The sequence below is a fragment of the Wolbachia endosymbiont (group A) of Hylaeus communis genome, from assembly GCF_947251915.1.
Classification (GTDB): Bacteria; Pseudomonadota; Alphaproteobacteria; order Rickettsiales; family Anaplasmataceae; genus Wolbachia; species Wolbachia pipientis.
In genome coordinates, this window is sequence record NZ_OX366396.1 from 647,997 (window position 1) to 663,663 (window position 15,667).

Consider the following 15,667-nt stretch of genomic DNA (forward strand, 5'->3'; position numbering starts at 1 on the left):
AAAGTAGTAGTGAAAGTGCCGTAATAAAATTTAGGTACATAATTAGACAATAGGCTTCTTGACCTTACCCAGAAAAAGTGGAGAGAAAGAAAGGAGTTTTTTCGGGTAAAATAAAATTTTGGAGGATTAGAAATGGCAAGAGAATATACGGCAGAATTCAAATTGGAAGCTGTTAAGCTGGCAAATGAACAAAGAAAGGCAGGTCAAACAATTACAAAAATAGCAAAGGATTTAGGAATAAAGGGTGGTTTATTAGGAAAATGGATAAAGAAACACAACGAAAAAAAGTCGGCAGCAGATGCATTTCCAGGTAGAGGTAACATGGCTCCTTACGACAAAGAGAGGTTTGATTTACAAAACAAGAGTAACAAGGGAAAGAGACATTTTAAAAAAAGCCCTGGCCAGTCAAAAAGAGTAAAATATTTTTTTATATAGTATAGCATTTCTCATAATAGTCCGAACAGGTCATAGGAAGGCAGAATCAACAGCACGACGAAAGGATTCGAATAGAGGAATGTTTTTCCTGGCTCTGTTTTTTATAGCAAACCAATGATGCTCAATTTTGTTGAAATCTGGAGAATAAGGCGGCAGATACAAAATTTCTGCACCAACCCCTTTAGCAAGCTCGATAATCTTATCAGACTTATGAAAAGTAGCATTGTCAAGAATGACAGTCTGTCCAGGTTCCAAGATCGGTGTCAAAAATTGCTCAAACCATCCATTAAAAACATCCATATTACAGTGGCCTTCAAAGGTTAACGGAACAACTATCTTTCTTCCACTTAAGGCTGCAACCATACTGATTCGTTGAGTTTTCTTTCCAGATTTTAAGGCATAAAACCGCTGTCCTTTCTGGCAATATCCGTAGGGGTAGTCTTCGGTGTTATCAATGCCAGACTCATCTATATACACTAAGTTTTTAGGTTCTTTTGTCGCTATAATTTTCAAAAATTCAGCACGTTTTTCTTCGTTTCTTTCCTTGTATCCATATGTCTTTTTTTGCGCGTAAATTCAATTTTTTTAAGGGCTCGATAGATCGTTTGGATACTAACGTTGTTCCAAAGTTTAGCCATTTCCGATAGAGTCTTTCCTCCGTGTTCTCTGGCAAATTTGGCAAAGGTATCCCAGTCGGTAATTTTGTGATTGTAACCCCCATTTCCAAGTTTTTTTGATTGAAAGTCTCCTGTTTCTTTTCTTCTTTGCTGCCACTCCCATAAAGTAGTTCGTCCAATCTTAAATCTTGCTGCCACTGTTTCTCTGCTTTCTCCTTCGTCTAGCGCTTCCATTGCTTTTTTTCTTAAATCATAACTATATGCTGCTGGCATTCAACCTCCTTATCATCATCTACCCTTATCCTATCACATCCGGACTTTTATGGAAAGAGCTATACTATCGGCTTGATGTGCATTCCCAAAGTCTGGTGGTATGGGCGATATGTGACTCATAGACGTCGTTTCAATTATTAAATATGTTAAAGTACAAACATGAATGAGTTAGAAAAAGTTTGTTTAAGCTATATGAAAAAGTGAAAAATCTAGGGGTAGTGTGCTGCAAGACCTACCCATTCCAAAAAAAAATTGTTCTCACGCTAGCTGTTTTTTGTTGCTGGAAATGGTTGCATCGTTTAAATTTATTAATGTTATACACTACCAAATTAATAGTTGCTCATTTAAGAACCTCCTTCAACTTTACCCAACTCGACACATATATAGCTCTTTCCATAAAAGTCCGGATGTGATAGGATAAGGGTAGATGATGATAAGGAGGTTGAATGCCAGCAGCATATAGTTATGATTTAAGAAAAAAAGCAATGGAAGCGCTAGACGAAGGAGAAAGCAGAGAAACAGTGGCAGCAAGATTTAAGATTGGACGAACTACTTTATGGGAGTGGCAGCAAAGAAGAAAAGAAACAGGAGACTTTCAATCAAAAAAACTTGGAAATGGGGGTTACAATCACAAAATTACCGACTGGGATACCTTTGCCAAATTTGCCAGAGAACACGGAGGAAAGACTCTATCGGAAATGGCTAAACTTTGGAACAACGTTAGTATCCAAACGATCTATCGAGCCCTTAAAAAAATTGAATTTACGCGCAAAAAAAGACATATGGATACAAGGAAAGAAACGAAGAAAAACGTGCTGAATTTTTGAAAATTATAGCGACAAAAGAACCTAAAAACTTAGTGTATATAGATGAGTCTGGCATTGATAACACCGAAGACTACCCCTACGGATATTGCCAGAAAGGACAGCGGTTTTATGCCTTAAAATCTGGAAAGAAAACTCAACGAATCAGTATGGTTGCAGCCTTAAGTGGAAGAAAGATAGTTGTTCCGTTAACCTTTGAAGGCCACTGTAATATGGATGTTTTTAATGGATGGTTTGAGCAATTTTTGACACCGATCTTGGAACCTGGACAGACTGTCATTCTTGACAATGCTACTTTTCATAAGTCTGATAAGATTATCGAGCTTGCTAAAGGGGTTGGTGCAGAAATTTTGTATCTGCCGCCTTATTCTCCAGATTTCAACAAAATTGAGCATCATTGGTTTGCTATAAAAAACAGAGCCAGGAAAAACATTCCTCTATTCGAATCCTTTCGTCGTGCTGTTGATTCTGCCTTCCTATGACCTGTTCGGACTATTATGAGAAATGCTATAAGAGGTTGTCCGGAAACAAGTAAAAGGCTATAATATCTGAAATTTTAGTACGGGGTAAAGATGAGAAAAAAGTATCCAACAGATCTAAGCGAAAGGGAATGGGCAAGAATAGAAAAACACTTCAGAGTATCATACAAGAAAGGAGGAAGGCCGCCAAAGTATAGCAAAAGAGAAATATTAGAAGCAATTTTCTATGTATTGCGTACAGGGTGTCAATGGCGGTATTTACCAAATGATTTTCCGCTATGGAAGACTGTGTATGAGCAGTTCAGGCAATGGAAGAAGCAGGGAATTTTTGAGAAAATGAATTATGAAATTACAAAATATAGTAGAAGAAAAATAGGAAGGAATGAGCAGCCGAGTGCCTGTATAGTAGATAGTCAATCTGTAAAGACTACAGAAAAGGGGGGATCAAAGGCTATGATGGAAGTAAAAAAGTAAAGGGTAGAAAAAGGCATATAATTACAGACACTCAGGGTTTTATACTAGGTTGTTACGTAGGCGCTGCTAACGAAAATGATAGAGATGGTATTAAAATAGCATTAAACAATATGAGAACAAAATATACTAAAGTTAAAAAAATGTGGGCTGACATGGGATACCAAGGAAGAAATTTAAAGAATCACATAAAGGAAGAATATGACATAGATATTGAAATTGTTAAAAGGCCTCCATGTAGATTTTGGGTGCACAAAGATACGCCACCTGAGCTACTACCAACAAGAGAACAAGGGTTTAAAGTACAGCCAAGAAGATGGGTTGTAGAAAGGACTTTTGCTTGGGTTAATAGGAATAGAAGGCTATCGAAGGAGTATGATTTACTCACAACATCCACTGAGAATTTCATATACCTAGCTATGAGTAGGGTTATGTTAAAGAGGGAATATGCTTGAATTTACTTGTTTCCGGACAACCTCTAAATGCTAGCTTTCTTACTGATGTGTAAAATTGTTTCAAACACCAATAATTTCCGCTAATACCAAAGTAATTATAGTGTCCTGTTAATTTAGCCTTCAGTACTTGCCACCAATCTTTAAGTCGAATACTTCCGCGGACTATTTTCAACCACTCCTTGATTTCTTTTAGTTTTCTGGCTAGATTTAACTTAGAGGTTTTATGTCCCATCATTAATCTACCACGACGACTTTTTGCACCATAGTGCGTAAACCCCAGAAAATTGAAACTTTCCGTCCTTCGTTTCTCTCTTATCGCTCGTTGCCACTCCCTCTTGCCAAACTTTACTACTCTGGTCTTGTTTTCAGATACTTCCAACCCAAATTTATTTAGCCTTTGTTTCAGTAATTCCAGAAATTCTTCCGCGTCTACCTTACTTTCGCAACAAACCACAAAATCATCGCAAAACCTTATTTGTTGTATATATCCTCTGGATCTTGATTTAAATTTCTTTTCTATCCATAAATCCAACACATAATGTAAGTATATATTTGCTAATACAGGACTTACTATACCGCCTTGTGGTGTACCTTGTTTTGTTGCTTCATAATTTCCAGCTTCGACTATCCCTGCCTTGAGAAACCGCTTTACTAACCACAGCAAATTTGGGTCAGTTATTCGTTCCCTTAGACACCTCATTAGCCATTTATGCTGTATATTATCGTAGAACTTCTTGATATCCACTTCTACAATGTAGTTTATTGGCTTGTACTTAACTGCTTTATCTAGTGCATTTACCGCTTGATGACAGTTTCTTCCAGGTCGAAATCCATATGAGCTGTCCAGAAAGTTTGCCTCGTAAATATTTTCTAATATCTTCTTCAGCATAATCTGTACTAATTTATCCTCGGTCGATGGTATTCCGAGTCCGCGTTTCTCTTTACTTCCAGCTTTCGGTATATATACCCTCTTTACTGGTTGTGGTTGATATTGCTTCCTCTTCATACTTTCTACTAGCACTTCGAGTTTCTCATTCAGATTTTCTCCGTATGATTCCACTGTTATCTGGTCTACTCCACAAGCCTTGTTACGCTTCAGTTCTTTATAACATCTCGCAAGATTCTCTGTATTTATCAGATGGACTAACGATGTGAATTTTAGTCGCTTATCTTGCTTTGCTCTTACTGCTATCTGGTTTAGTTTATATCGCATGTTATTCCTACCTCCGTTGTATTGGCATAGCAATCCCTATTCCAGTTACTATATTGCTGATCGCTTCCCCTTGTACGTGGCTTTCCCACATTCTGAGTACTATCAATCAGTCCGACTTCCCCTGCATCTTCCGCTAGTTCTTGCCTTTGTTGACTTGTTCCAACGTACCTTAATAGGAATGCATGGGATCTCCCAAGTTCACTTGAAGTCCATTTCAATACATGGCACGGTCTCAGATCCCGATAGAGTGAGTGATAACTTGCCTTTACGTTATCCTTCATGCTGTCTTCCATGGCCATGAACATGTCGACCTCTATGTCTTCAGGTATTTCGGGACTCCACTCCTTCACTTCCGTTGTGCCCTGCATTGTCCATCCCACTAGCTCTATTACACTCGTTACCTCATGCAACATAGTGGTCTGTTCCAAACTTTTGGCTAGACTTTGTTTGTGTTGGATTTTCACCAACTGTTCTCCAAGCACTTCTTGGCGCACCATGATAACCTTACAGCATTTGAATATGCTTTTCACGCAAGAATAGCTCCTAGGGAAGCTGTTTATTTATTCAAGCTATATATAGAAAGAGGTGATCAGAGTGAAAACATGCAGTTAGTAAAAAATTTCAAATTGCCTTCTGGTGAAACACTATTGGAGTATTTTTTCAACAATAAATTATTTGATAGTGCTCAATCTTGTATAGATCTAGGAGCAAATGTTTCGCATAATGGGTCATCTTTACTGATACAAGCTCTTCAGAATCGAGATATAGAAGGTATCGGGTTTCTTTTACGAAACAGAGCAGACATTCCAAATAACGCAAACATTTCAAATAATAAGAAAAACTGTAAGTTGTATTTCCAAGTAGCGGTTGGATGTGTAGCGATGTTTTCGCTTGGTATGGGAGCTGCAGCCACGTTTACTCTAATTAAAATGTCTCCGCTAGTGTTAGTAATAGTAGCTGTGACCTTCTTTTTGACTGCAATAGCATCTATGTCTCTGTTTGTATTATATAAAAAAGTAAAAGGGGAACGCAAACACGAGGTAATTGTTAATAATGCTGTATTTAACATAAGTCTAGAAGAAGCAGCTAATGATTTGTTTAGCGGGTTATCAACTATAGCAGAAAGAGGAGCAGAAGCAGGTGCACTATACCTGGAAGTAAAGGAAAAGACTGAAAGTGTAGCTAAAAAAATGACATCCAAAAAGGAATTAATTGAAGCAAGATTTCAAAATATACAAGAAAATTTCATTAATAAGTTAAGTAATTTTGAAGAACTTCAAGGTGCTAGAGATTCTAGTACTTTAAAGAAATTCTATGCTGCTGTTAAAGATGTTCTAAAGATACGCTCCAGCATTCCTATTTCCAATTTACATCTATTATCGCTTGTTTACCATTTATCATTGGAAGTATCATATGCTATTTTTCAGGCAATAACTGATCCAACTCTTGGAAGTACAATTTTAACTGCCATAAGTGAAAGAAAATTGCCTGAAGATAAGCAGTGGGCTAAGGTATTAAAAAATACAGTACCAAACTTAATAAGAAATCAAGAAGTTGTGCGGAATGTTATAGTACCAACTCTTACTGATATTTTAAAGAGCCTATCAGAATCAAGAGAAGAAAGAAAATTTATAATCTATACTCTGGTCTGCCTGAAAGAAGTGATTGATGAAGTTTATACGACATCGGTACAAGAGTCATTGTATAGGATATTAGGAGTAGAACTTGCAAATAGTCTAAATGGTATGGTACAGGCAATAAGTAACCTATTAGGCTGCTATGGACACGAAGAAGTAGAACGTGCAAGAACCGCAAATGAGTTAGATTACAGAGTAGGTAAACTTACACCTGAAGAAACGCAGCAATTCGTTATAAACTTGGGAGAGAGAGTAGGATCTCTCAGGGAGTTTGAGGGTCGAGTTACAAATAAACAGTCAATTAGTAAATTGATAGATTATTGTTTGGACCCAAAACTGAATGATAGGGAAGCAGCCGCAACACTATTAAATTATATACTCACATGTACTGAAGATGGTCGTTATTTGGCCGCTGAAGCTGGTACTAATAATAATTTATCTAGCAACTCTAATGTTGTACTTATTACGCACGTGGCAGCAAATCGATCTGCACAGTTAGACTAGAGGCGGCTATATGGAAAAAAGTGAAGATAGTTTCAGAGATAAGCAAGCAAATGACAATTGATAGACTTAAACTATGTTCTCAATTTCTCAAAAAAATCCTTTAACAAAAAAGAGCATTCTGTTTCTAATATCCCACCATAAACTTCAGGTATATGGCTGCAAAATTGAAATATCTTAGCACCATTTTCAATTCCTCCACCTTTTGGATTATAAGCTCCAAAGTACAATCGTTTAATTCTGGCAAAGGAAATAGCTTGAGCACACATCGGACATGGTTCTAATGTTACGTACATATCAGCATCACAAAGCGTGGAAGTTGAAAATGCTTGTCTGATCGCTAACATCTCTGCATGTGCAGTTGGATCGCTGGATATATTGTGTGCAGAAGAAATGATATTGTCTCCACTCACTATTACAGCACCTATGGGCACCTCATCATTTTTTTGAGCGAGTTTGGCTTGCTCTATGGCAAGCTCCATATATTGATACTTAAACACTAGGCACTTATTTCTTATCAATTGCTGCTTTAACGAACGACACGAAAAGAGGATGAGGAGAAAACGGCTTTGATTGAAATTCTGGATGAAACTGCACACCAATAAACCACGGATGACTCTCTACCTCCACTGCCTCTATGCACGTTCCATCTTCTGATATGCCACTGCATAGCAGCCCCTTTTTTTCCAAATCATCTTTATAATCTGAATTGATTATGTATCTATGCCTGTGTCTTTCTGAAATAGTAGTGTTACTATATGCATCCATCATTTTAGAGTTTGCATTTATATTACATTTGTATGCCCCAAGTCTCATGGTTCCACCAAGATCGTCATCTTGATCGCCAGCTAACTTAACGATTGGATGTTTACAGTTACGAAATTCTTCAGAGTGTACATCTTCAAGCTTAACAACATTACGAGCAAATTCAATAATTGCAAGCTGCATACCAAGGCAAATTCCGAAAAATGGGATATTATTTGTACGGGCATAATTTATTGCTAATATTTTACCCTCTACTCCGTCATCACCAAACCCCCCTGGAACAAGGATTGCATGAGAATTCTGTAATTTCTCTCCTATAAGTTTTTCATTTATAGGTTTTTCTTCCTTCTCTCTTGAGTTAACCCAATTTATCCTTACTTTGACTTTATTACTAATCGCACCATGATTTAATGCTTCAACTAGTGATTTATACGCATCAGGGAATTCGGTGTATTTTCCCACTATAGATACAGTAACTTCCTGTGTTGGGTGCCTTATGGAATGCACTATTTGATCCCATTCAGTCAAGCTTGGTTTTGGCTTACTTAAATGAAAGTGCTCCAAAATTTGCGTATCAAGCCCACATTGGCTATACAACACCGGTAACTCATATATATGACTCACATCAGGAGCAGGTATCACATTGGATAAAGAAACATTGCAAAGCTTAGCTATTTTCTCTCTTTGATTATCGAAAATTTCTTTCTCACTGCGGCATAATATAATATCTGGTTGTAACCCCGCGGAATTTAACTCTCGAACTGAATGCTGCGTTGGTTTTGTCTTTAATTCTTGCGCTGCAGTAAGATATGGTATTAAAGTTAAGTGAATAAGGATAACTCTTTGTTTTCCTAATGTGTAGTTAACTTGACGTATAGCCTCCAAAAATGGTTGGCTTTCAATGTCACCTACAGTTCCGCCTATTTCACATATTACAAAATCTAAACCTTCCGTACCATTAAAAATGAACGATTTGATCAAATCTGTCACATGAGGAATGACTTGCACAGTTTTGCCCAGATAATCACCACGCCTCTCTTTCTTCAATAACTCATGATATATCTTACCAGTTGTTATATTGTCATCTTTTGTTGCTTTAATTCCAGTAAAACGCTCATAATGCCCAAGATCCAAATCAGTTTCAGCACCATCTTCGGTAACAAATACCTCTCCGTGCTGAGTTGGGTTCATTGTCCCAGGATCAATGTTGAGATACGGGTCAAGTTTTCTGATACGGATCTTAAAACCGTGAGCTTGAAGAAGCGCACCAACGCTTGAAGCAACTAAGCCTTTACCAAGCGATGACACAACTCCACCTGTGACAAAGATAAATTTAGCTTCCTTCATTAATTTTCAAATGGAACAGAAGTAGATTCACTTTCTTGCTTTTTTTCTAATATAATTTTTTCTGCGATCGATTTTTTATGTACGTCTTTTGAACATAATCCTGACAATAGCAATGTATTTATAATAAACAATCCAGCAACAATAGCCGTTACTCTGCTGAGCGGGTTTTCAGAAGATTTCACTGGAATCATCGAGTTGACCCCCTGTTGTGTATTACTAAAACCACTTAACGAACTACTCCCAGGTGGCTGCAAGAGCACTAAAATTACTAACACAACAACCAGTATTATTTGAAATATACTTAATACCGCTACTGACATTATAGATAGGGCTGAAAATAAAAATCTTAGCAGTACAAAGCACGTAAGTCAAGAACATCTGTCACCCAAGTAGTTTGAAATCTATAGCTCTTTCCATAAAAGTCCGGATGTGATAGGATAAGGGTAGATGATGATAAGGAGGTTGAATGCCAGCAGCATATAGTTATGATTTAAGAAAAAAAGCAATGGAAGCGCTAGACGAAGGAGAAAGCAGAGAAACAGTGGCAGCAAGATTTAAGATTGGACGAACTACTTTATGGGAGTGGCAGCAAAGAAGAAAAGAAACAGGAGACTTTCAATCAAAAAAACTTGGAAATGGGGGTTACAATCACAAAATTACCGACTGGGATACCTTTGCCAAATTTGCCAGAGAACACGGAGGAAAGACTCTATCGGAAATGGCTAAACTTTGGAACAACGTTAGTATCCAAACGATCTATCGAGCCCTTAAAAAAATTGAATTTACGCGCAAAAAAAGACATATGGATACAAGGAAAGAAACGAAGAAAAACGTGCTGAATTTTTGAAAATTATAGCGACAAAAGAACCTAAAAACTTAGTGTATATAGATGAGTCTGGCATTGATAACACCGAAGACTACCCCTACGGATATTGCCAGAAAGGACAGCGGTTTTATGCCTTAAAATCTGGAAAGAAAACTCAACGAATCAGTATGGTTGCAGCCTTAAGTGGAAGAAAGATAGTTGTTCCGTTAACCTTTGAAGGCCACTGTAATATGGATGTTTTTAATGGATGGTTTGAGCAATTTTTGACACCGATCTTGGAACCTGGACAGACTGTCATTCTTGACAATGCTACTTTTCATAAGTCTGATAAGATTATCGAGCTTGCTAAAGGGGTTGGTGCAGAAATTTTGTATCTGCCGCCTTATTCTCCAGATTTCAACAAAATTGAGCATCATTGGTTTGCTATAAAAAACAGAGCCAGGAAAAACATTCCTCTATTCGAATCCTTTCGTCGTGCTGTTGATTCTGCCTTCCTATGACCTGTTCGGACTATTATGAGAAATGCTATATGAGGTTGTCCGGAAACTAGTAAATTCAAGCATATTCCCTCTTTAACATAACCCTACTCATAGCTAGGTATATGAAATTCTCAGTGGATGTTGTGAGTAAATCATACTCCTTCGATAGCCTTCTATTCCTATTAACCCAAGCAAAAGTCCTTTCTACAACCCATCTTCTTGGCTGTACTTTAAACCCTTGTTCTCTTGTTGGTAGTAGCTCAGGTGGCGTATCTTTGTGCACCCAAAATCTACATGTAGGCCTTTTAACAATTTCAATATCTATGTCATATTCTTCCTTTATGTGATTCTTTAAATTTCTTCCTTGGTATCCCATGTCAGCCCACATTTTTTTAACTTTAGTATATTTTGTTCTCATATTGTTTAATGCTATTTTAATACCATCTCTATCATTTTCGTTAGCAGCGCCTACGTAACAACCTAGTATAAAACCCTGAGTGTCTGTAATTATATGCCTTTTTCTACCCTTTACTTTTTTACTTCCATCATAGCCTTTGATCCCCCCTTTTCTGTAGTCTTTACAGATTGACTATCTACTATACAGGCACTCGGCTGCTCATTCCTTCCTATTTTTCTTCTACTATATTTTGTAATTTCATAATTCATTTTCTCAAAAATTCCCTGCTTCTTCCATTGCCTGAACTGCTCATACACAGTCTTCCATAGCGGAAAATCATTTGGTAAATACCGCCATTGACACCCTGTACGCAATACATAGAAAATTGCTTCTAATATTTCTCTTTTGCTATACTTTGGCGGCCTTCCTCCTTTCTTGTATGATACTCTGAAGTGTTTTTCTATTCTTGCCCATTCCCTTTCGCTTAGATCTGTTGGATACTTTTTTCTCATCTTTACCCCGTACTAAAATTTCAGATATTATAGCCTTTTACTTGTTTCCGGACAACCTCTAAATAATAATTTCTCTTGATTTAATAAACGCATTTGAGTGATAACTTCGGGTAATTGCTCTGCCGCCAACGTTTGTTCACCTATATTCCAAGCTGCAAGACGAGCACTGCAAATCAATGAAGTACACAAATCAACAAACAAATTGCCAATGGTGCCTGTTGTTCCATTTGGTTCAAACTCGGATACAATTTCCCCAGAGCTGGGTAATCTCATACCAGAACCATCTGCTGCAATAAGTCTATAGCCTCTCCAACTCAGGTTCATCCTGATAGGCTGTTTGGATGCTTAAATTCTTGAAAGCCTGTATGGCAAATCTTATACCTTGCTTTAGAAAAAGCTTGCTTTGAGGGTACATGTCAATGGCTCCATAAGTTCACATTCTATTCCCAAACTTTTTTTAACTAACTTTAAAATCATAGAAAATACTGTCGAAAAAGGAAGTTTTCTTGTTCGTGTAAAACTCAACACAATGGATTTTCTGAAAAGTTTTCGAGTATATTGCATTTTTAATTTGTAAGATAAGATCTTTTCCTTTTTGCATGCCTCACCTAAAAAAGACACATTTTAAACTTTTTTGTTGCAATAAAATAGAAACAAAAGTGCTGTCCCTTGCACTCTTTGGATAATTTAATGATAAAAAATTTGGAGAGAAATTTTATACACAATCTCTGACATTTTTCCTTAAGTTGACGCCATTGCCTGAACACTTACCTAATGATGAAGCTATCGAAAACATAGCAAAGAGACTTCAAAAATCTATAGACGATGCAAAAAAGCACAAGGTCATGTTTAGTGTTGATGTATTCCAAGGAGAAAAAAGTCATCAATAATAGATTATTCGATACTGATCTTATACCACCTCATGGAGCAAGATAAAAATGTTACTGAGACTGGAAAAGAAAAACTACGGCCTCTTATGTTAGAAATGTTTAATCTAGTTTCAACAGGCACTGATGTGAGCCAAGAAGTTCGGAGATTATTGCCAGAAGATATACTGAAAGAACGCGGCGAATATTTGTCACGTCTAAAACAAATTGTAAGTGATAGTATTGAAAATGACAAAAAAAAAGAAATTGTAGTAGAAAGAGATAATAAATTTTATTATGTACAGTGTCCAGAAAAAAGTGTGATCACTCCTGCAAAATTTATGAACTCCCCGGAATTTAAGGACTTAGGATATGGTGCATTGCGAATAGGAGAAGGAGATAATCTAATCTGAATAAAAAGCTGGCAATATCATGATATGCAAGGCAAAGTAAAAATGACCTTTAGGGTAGGCGATGAAAAGATCGAAATGATTTTATCTTCTGAAAAAGCTGAAAGTTTTGGTAAAATAATGGTACATATGGATGACAAAAGTTGTGAAATCTTCTCAAAGTATCTAAAAGAACTAGAAAAAGAACCTCGTATAAGCAAGGTTGTTGAAGCTGCTAAAAGTTTTGCACAAACAAAAAGCAGTGCAGTTAGTCCACCTCTTTCTAATATGAAAAGTGTTGACACATCGCAACATTTTCAAAGTAGTGACCATGAATCACCAGAGCATTAACAATTATCATACATACATTGTTGCATATAGCAATAGTGTATGTGTATAGTTAGTAGGGTTTGTAAACTTAATAAAGTCTACAACTAATTTGAAAACTACTTTATTGTATGCAAGACTTTAAAATACTAGAAAATCTAAAAACCAAAGCACTAGAAGCTGAAAAAGGAGGCGGTTCTGACAGGATTACCAAACAACATGAAAAAGGGAAATTAACTGCTAGAGAAAGGCTCAGTATATTGCTCGATGAAAGTTCTTTTGCAGAATACGATAAATTCGTAAAACATCATGCAAATGATTTTGGCATGCAAAATGCTAATTTTTTAGGTGATGGGGTAGTGATTGGTCATGGTACTATTTATGGCAGAAAAGTTTTTGTTTATTCTCAGGATTTTACTGTCTTTGGTGGTTCACTTGGTGCGTCACATGCAAAAAAAATATGCAAAATTATGGATATGGCAATTAATGCCAGAGTTCCAATTATCGGACTAAATGATTCTGGTGGAGCCAGAATTCAGGAAGGAGTAAATTCTCTTGCTGGTTATGGAGAAATTTTTCAAAGAAACGTAAATGCATCGGGTGTTATACCACAAATTTCTTTAATTATGGGCCCATGTGCAGGAGGTGCAGTTTATTCCCCAGCATTAACTGACTTTACTTTCATGGTGAAAAACAGTTCATATATGTTTATAACCGGGCCAGATGTAGTAAAAAAGGTTACCTACGAAGATGTAAGTTTCGAAGACCTCGGTGGAGCAAAAATTCATACAAGCAAAACAGGAGTAGCGGATTTTGCATTCAATAATGATGTTGAAATGCTGCTAAAAATGCGTGAATTCTTTACTTTCTTACCAGCAAATAATCAAGAATCACCAAAATCTGCACCAATCTGTAATGATGTTGACGACATTGATGAATCCTTAAACACTCTAATTCCTACCAATCCTAATACTCCTTATGATATGTATGAACTCATTGAAAAAGTTTGTGATGAAAGGAATTTCTTTGAACTGAAACCTGATTTTGCTCGTAATATCATAACTGGTTTTGGTAGAATTGGAGGAAATACTGTCGGTATTGTTGCAAATCAACCTATGCACCTTGCAGGATGTTTGGATATTGATTCTTCAAGAAAAGCTGCGAGGTTTGTAAGGTTTTGTGACGCATTTAACATTCCGATCATCACACTTATTGATGTTCCAGGATTTTTGCCGGGTACAAATCAAGAATACAATAATATAATACAACACGGAGCGAAACTGCTTTACGCTTACGCTGAAGCGACCGTGCCGAAAATTAGCCTTATCACTAGAAAAGCGTATGGTGGTGCATACATTGTTATGAATTCGAAACATCTAAAAGGTGATATAAATTATGCCTGGCCAACTGCTGAAATAGCTGTGATGGGCCCTGAAAGTGCAGTTGAGATTATATTTCGACACGAAAAAGATCAGCAAACGTTAATTAAAGAATATAAAGAAAAATTTGCTAACCCATTTTTTGCTGCATCATATGGATACATTGATGACATTATAGTGCCAAGTAAAACAAGGTATCACTTTTGTAAAGCATTAGAGCTACTCAAAAACAAGAAGGTAGAAAGGATATGGAAAAAGCATGACAACTTACCTCTGTAACTTTCTTCTAAGCCTTGCTTACAAGTTATGCAATATTATAAGTATAATCAGTGTGCCGTTACCAAGACTCGAACTTGGGACCTCGTCATTACCAATGACGTACTCTACCACCTGAGCTACAACGGCAAGTTTATATATTATGATAATGAATAACACAAAAAAGAATAAGGAAAAAGAAGAGGAGAAAAAAAGATTAGCGAAAGCTTTAAAGCAAAATATTTTGAAAAGAAAAAAGCAGCAACAGAGTAGACAGAGAACCCTTTCAAAACTCGTTTGTGGTGAGGAATTTTTAGGAGAAAGCACCGCAGAATACTCGAATGTATTTGAGAACGACAAAATTACCATCAGAAACTTAAGTTTTGAAGGAGGTATCATGCCAGAACTACCGGAAGTGGAAGTAATCTCTAATTTTTTGCTTGATAAAATTAAAAACAAGCAAATCAGTAATGTTATAGTGAATAATTGGAATTTACGTGCCCCAATAACAAAAAATATTGATGATATGCTAAAGGGCAAAGTCATACGCAACATCAAGCGTAGAGGTAAGTATACCATCTGGAATACAGATGGTAGTGTGGCTGTAATCATACATCTTGGCATGAGCGGAAAGCTTATATATGCTGACCACGATCAAATGCGGAATAAGCATGATCACGTGGTATTTTTATTTTCTGACAATACTTCAATAATTTTTAATGACCCAAGAAGATTTGGATTAGTTATCGTTTTAAATAAAGAACAAGAAACGGATTTTTTTAGCGATTTTGGAATAGAGCCCCTCACGGATGAATTCAGTGGAGACTATTTACAGGAGTTGCTGAAAAACAAAGAAGTGAATATCAAATCAGCGTTAATGGACAATAAATCAATAGTTGGCGTAGGCAACATATATGCTTCTGAGAGCTTGTTTAGAGCCTGTATATCACCACTCAGGTCAGCAAAAAACTTGACCTATAGAGAGTGCGAAAAACTTGCTGCTGAAATAAAAAATACTCTGGGTGATGCAATTGCTGCAGGTGGCTCAACACTGAAAGATTATGCACAGCCATCTGGATCTGCTGGATACTTTCAAAATAACTTTTACGTATATGGTAAAGTTCAAAAACCTTGCAAGATTTGCAATAATATCATAACACTTATACGACAAAATGGCCGTAGCACTTATTTTTGCAACGCGTGCCAGAATTAAGATTTTA

At 36.7% G+C, this 15,667-nt stretch carries 15 protein-coding genes, 1 tRNA gene and 2 pseudogenes; 9 read left to right on the forward strand and 9 right to left on the reverse strand.

Annotated elements, in window-relative coordinates; all coding sequences use genetic code 11:
• Positions 1-132 precede the first annotated feature (132 nt).
• Entirely contained in the window at positions 133-435 is a 303-nt protein-coding gene (locus OPR52_RS03320; protein ID WP_264722809.1) for a transposase, read from the forward strand.
• Between the two features lie 30 nt (positions 436-465).
• Here OPR52_RS03320 and OPR52_RS03325 read toward each other — a convergent pair.
• Positions 466-1,325 (reverse strand): IS630 family transposase gene (locus OPR52_RS03325; RefSeq protein WP_265037751.1). Its coding sequence is split into 2 segments (ribosomal slippage): positions 466-1,001 and positions 1,001-1,325, totalling 861 coding nucleotides; the frame shifts between segments, so codons are not numbered across the junction.
• 446 nt (positions 1,326-1,771) lie between these two features.
• Between OPR52_RS03325 and OPR52_RS03330 the strand changes: the two genes are divergently transcribed.
• A protein-coding gene (locus OPR52_RS03330; RefSeq protein ID WP_265037751.1) for an IS630 family transposase occupies positions 1,772-2,631 on the forward strand; the annotation gives its coding sequence in 2 pieces (ribosomal slippage) (positions 1,772-2,096 and positions 2,096-2,631; 861 coding nt in all).
• A 90-nt stretch (positions 2,632-2,721) separates the two neighbouring features.
• Positions 2,722-3,554 (forward strand): annotated as a pseudogene (locus tag OPR52_RS03335) (IS5 family transposase).
• Here OPR52_RS03335 and ltrA read toward each other — a convergent pair.
• Together ltrA and OPR52_RS03345 are read right to left on the reverse strand one after the other, a co-directional pair.
• Entirely contained in the window at positions 3,529-4,767 is a 1,239-nt protein-coding gene (ltrA, locus tag OPR52_RS03340) for a group II intron reverse transcriptase/maturase (protein WP_265038039.1), read from the reverse strand. The pseudogene OPR52_RS03335 and the gene ltrA overlap by 26 nt on opposite strands.
• Entirely contained in the window at positions 4,752-5,180 is a 429-nt protein-coding gene (locus OPR52_RS03345) for a hypothetical protein (RefSeq protein ID WP_264722787.1), read from the reverse strand. Before OPR52_RS03345 ends, ltrA begins: the two co-directional genes overlap by 16 nt.
• Positions 5,181-5,216: 36 nt before the next feature.
• On the opposite strand from OPR52_RS03345, the gene OPR52_RS03350 reads away from it, so the two are divergent.
• On the forward strand, positions 5,217-6,908 hold the full coding sequence (locus OPR52_RS03350; protein WP_265038425.1) for a hypothetical protein: 1,692 nt from the start codon (positions 5,217-5,219) through the stop codon (positions 6,906-6,908).
• A 71-nt stretch (positions 6,909-6,979) separates the two neighbouring features.
• Here the strand turns inward: OPR52_RS03350 and OPR52_RS03355 are convergent, their stop codons facing one another.
• From OPR52_RS03355 to secG, 3 genes are read right to left on the reverse strand one after another with little or no spacing between them, the layout of a single operon-like run.
• Positions 6,980-7,387 carry a nucleoside deaminase gene (locus OPR52_RS03355; protein ID WP_264719318.1) on the reverse strand — a complete coding sequence of 136 codons (408 nt, stop codon included), beginning with the start codon at positions 7,385-7,387 and terminating at the stop codon, positions 6,980-6,982.
• Positions 7,388-7,412: 25 nt separating this feature from the next.
• Positions 7,413-9,017 (reverse strand): CTP synthase, encoded by a 1,605-nt coding sequence (locus tag OPR52_RS03360; RefSeq protein ID WP_265038426.1) that lies wholly within the window; start codon positions 9,015-9,017, stop codon positions 7,413-7,415.
• Positions 9,017-9,337: a preprotein translocase subunit SecG gene (secG, locus tag OPR52_RS03365; RefSeq protein ID WP_264723320.1), complete on the reverse strand. Its 321-nt coding sequence runs from the start codon at positions 9,335-9,337 to the stop codon at positions 9,017-9,019. The genes OPR52_RS03360 and secG overlap by 1 nt, the downstream gene beginning before the upstream one ends.
• A gap of 146 nt (positions 9,338-9,483) precedes the next feature.
• On the opposite strand from secG, the gene OPR52_RS03370 reads away from it, so the two are divergent.
• Positions 9,484-10,343, forward strand: a protein-coding gene (locus OPR52_RS03370) for an IS630 family transposase (protein WP_265037751.1) whose coding sequence is annotated in 2 segments (ribosomal slippage) — positions 9,484-9,808 and positions 9,808-10,343 — 861 coding nt in all. Because the reading frame shifts where the segments join, the coding sequence is not laid out codon by codon here.
• A gap of 55 nt (positions 10,344-10,398) precedes the next feature.
• On the opposite strand, the gene OPR52_RS03375 is transcribed toward OPR52_RS03370, so the two are convergent.
• Together OPR52_RS03375 and OPR52_RS03380 are read right to left on the reverse strand one after the other, a co-directional pair.
• Positions 10,399-11,231 (reverse strand): IS5-like element ISWpi1 family transposase gene (locus OPR52_RS03375; RefSeq protein WP_265037890.1). Its coding sequence is split into 2 segments (ribosomal slippage): positions 10,399-10,862 and positions 10,862-11,231, totalling 834 coding nucleotides; the frame shifts between segments, so codons are not numbered across the junction.
• Positions 11,232-11,279: 48 nt separating this feature from the next.
• Positions 11,280-11,832, reverse strand: a pseudogene (locus OPR52_RS03380) (transposase); the annotation flags it as partial.
• Positions 11,833-12,153: 321 nt separating this feature from the next.
• On the opposite strand from OPR52_RS03380, the gene OPR52_RS03385 reads away from it, so the two are divergent.
• The 3 genes from OPR52_RS03385 to OPR52_RS03395 all read left to right on the forward strand — a co-directional run bounded on the left by OPR52_RS03385 (position 12,154) and on the right by OPR52_RS03395 (position 14,471).
• Positions 12,154-12,510: a hypothetical protein gene (locus OPR52_RS03385; protein WP_265038427.1), complete on the forward strand. Its 357-nt coding sequence runs from the start codon at positions 12,154-12,156 to the stop codon at positions 12,508-12,510.
• Positions 12,511-12,534: 24 nt separating this feature from the next.
• On the forward strand, positions 12,535-12,837 hold the full coding sequence (locus tag OPR52_RS03390; RefSeq protein WP_231115838.1) for a hypothetical protein: 303 nt from the start codon (positions 12,535-12,537) through the stop codon (positions 12,835-12,837).
• Between the two features lie 107 nt (positions 12,838-12,944).
• On the forward strand, positions 12,945-14,471 hold the full coding sequence (locus tag OPR52_RS03395; protein ID WP_015589410.1) for an acyl-CoA carboxylase subunit beta: 1,527 nt from the start codon (positions 12,945-12,947) through the stop codon (positions 14,469-14,471).
• Positions 14,472-14,524: 53 nt separating this feature from the next.
• Here the strand turns inward: OPR52_RS03395 and OPR52_RS03400 are convergent.
• A tRNA-Thr gene (locus OPR52_RS03400) sits at positions 14,525-14,597 on the reverse strand.
• Between the two features lie 247 nt (positions 14,598-14,844).
• On the opposite strand from OPR52_RS03400, the gene mutM reads away from it, so the two are divergent.
• Positions 14,845-15,660 carry a bifunctional DNA-formamidopyrimidine glycosylase/DNA-(apurinic or apyrimidinic site) lyase gene (mutM, locus tag OPR52_RS03405; protein ID WP_264723476.1) on the forward strand — a complete coding sequence of 272 codons (816 nt, stop codon included), beginning with the start codon at positions 14,845-14,847 and terminating at the stop codon, positions 15,658-15,660.
• Positions 15,661-15,667 lie beyond the last annotated feature (7 nt).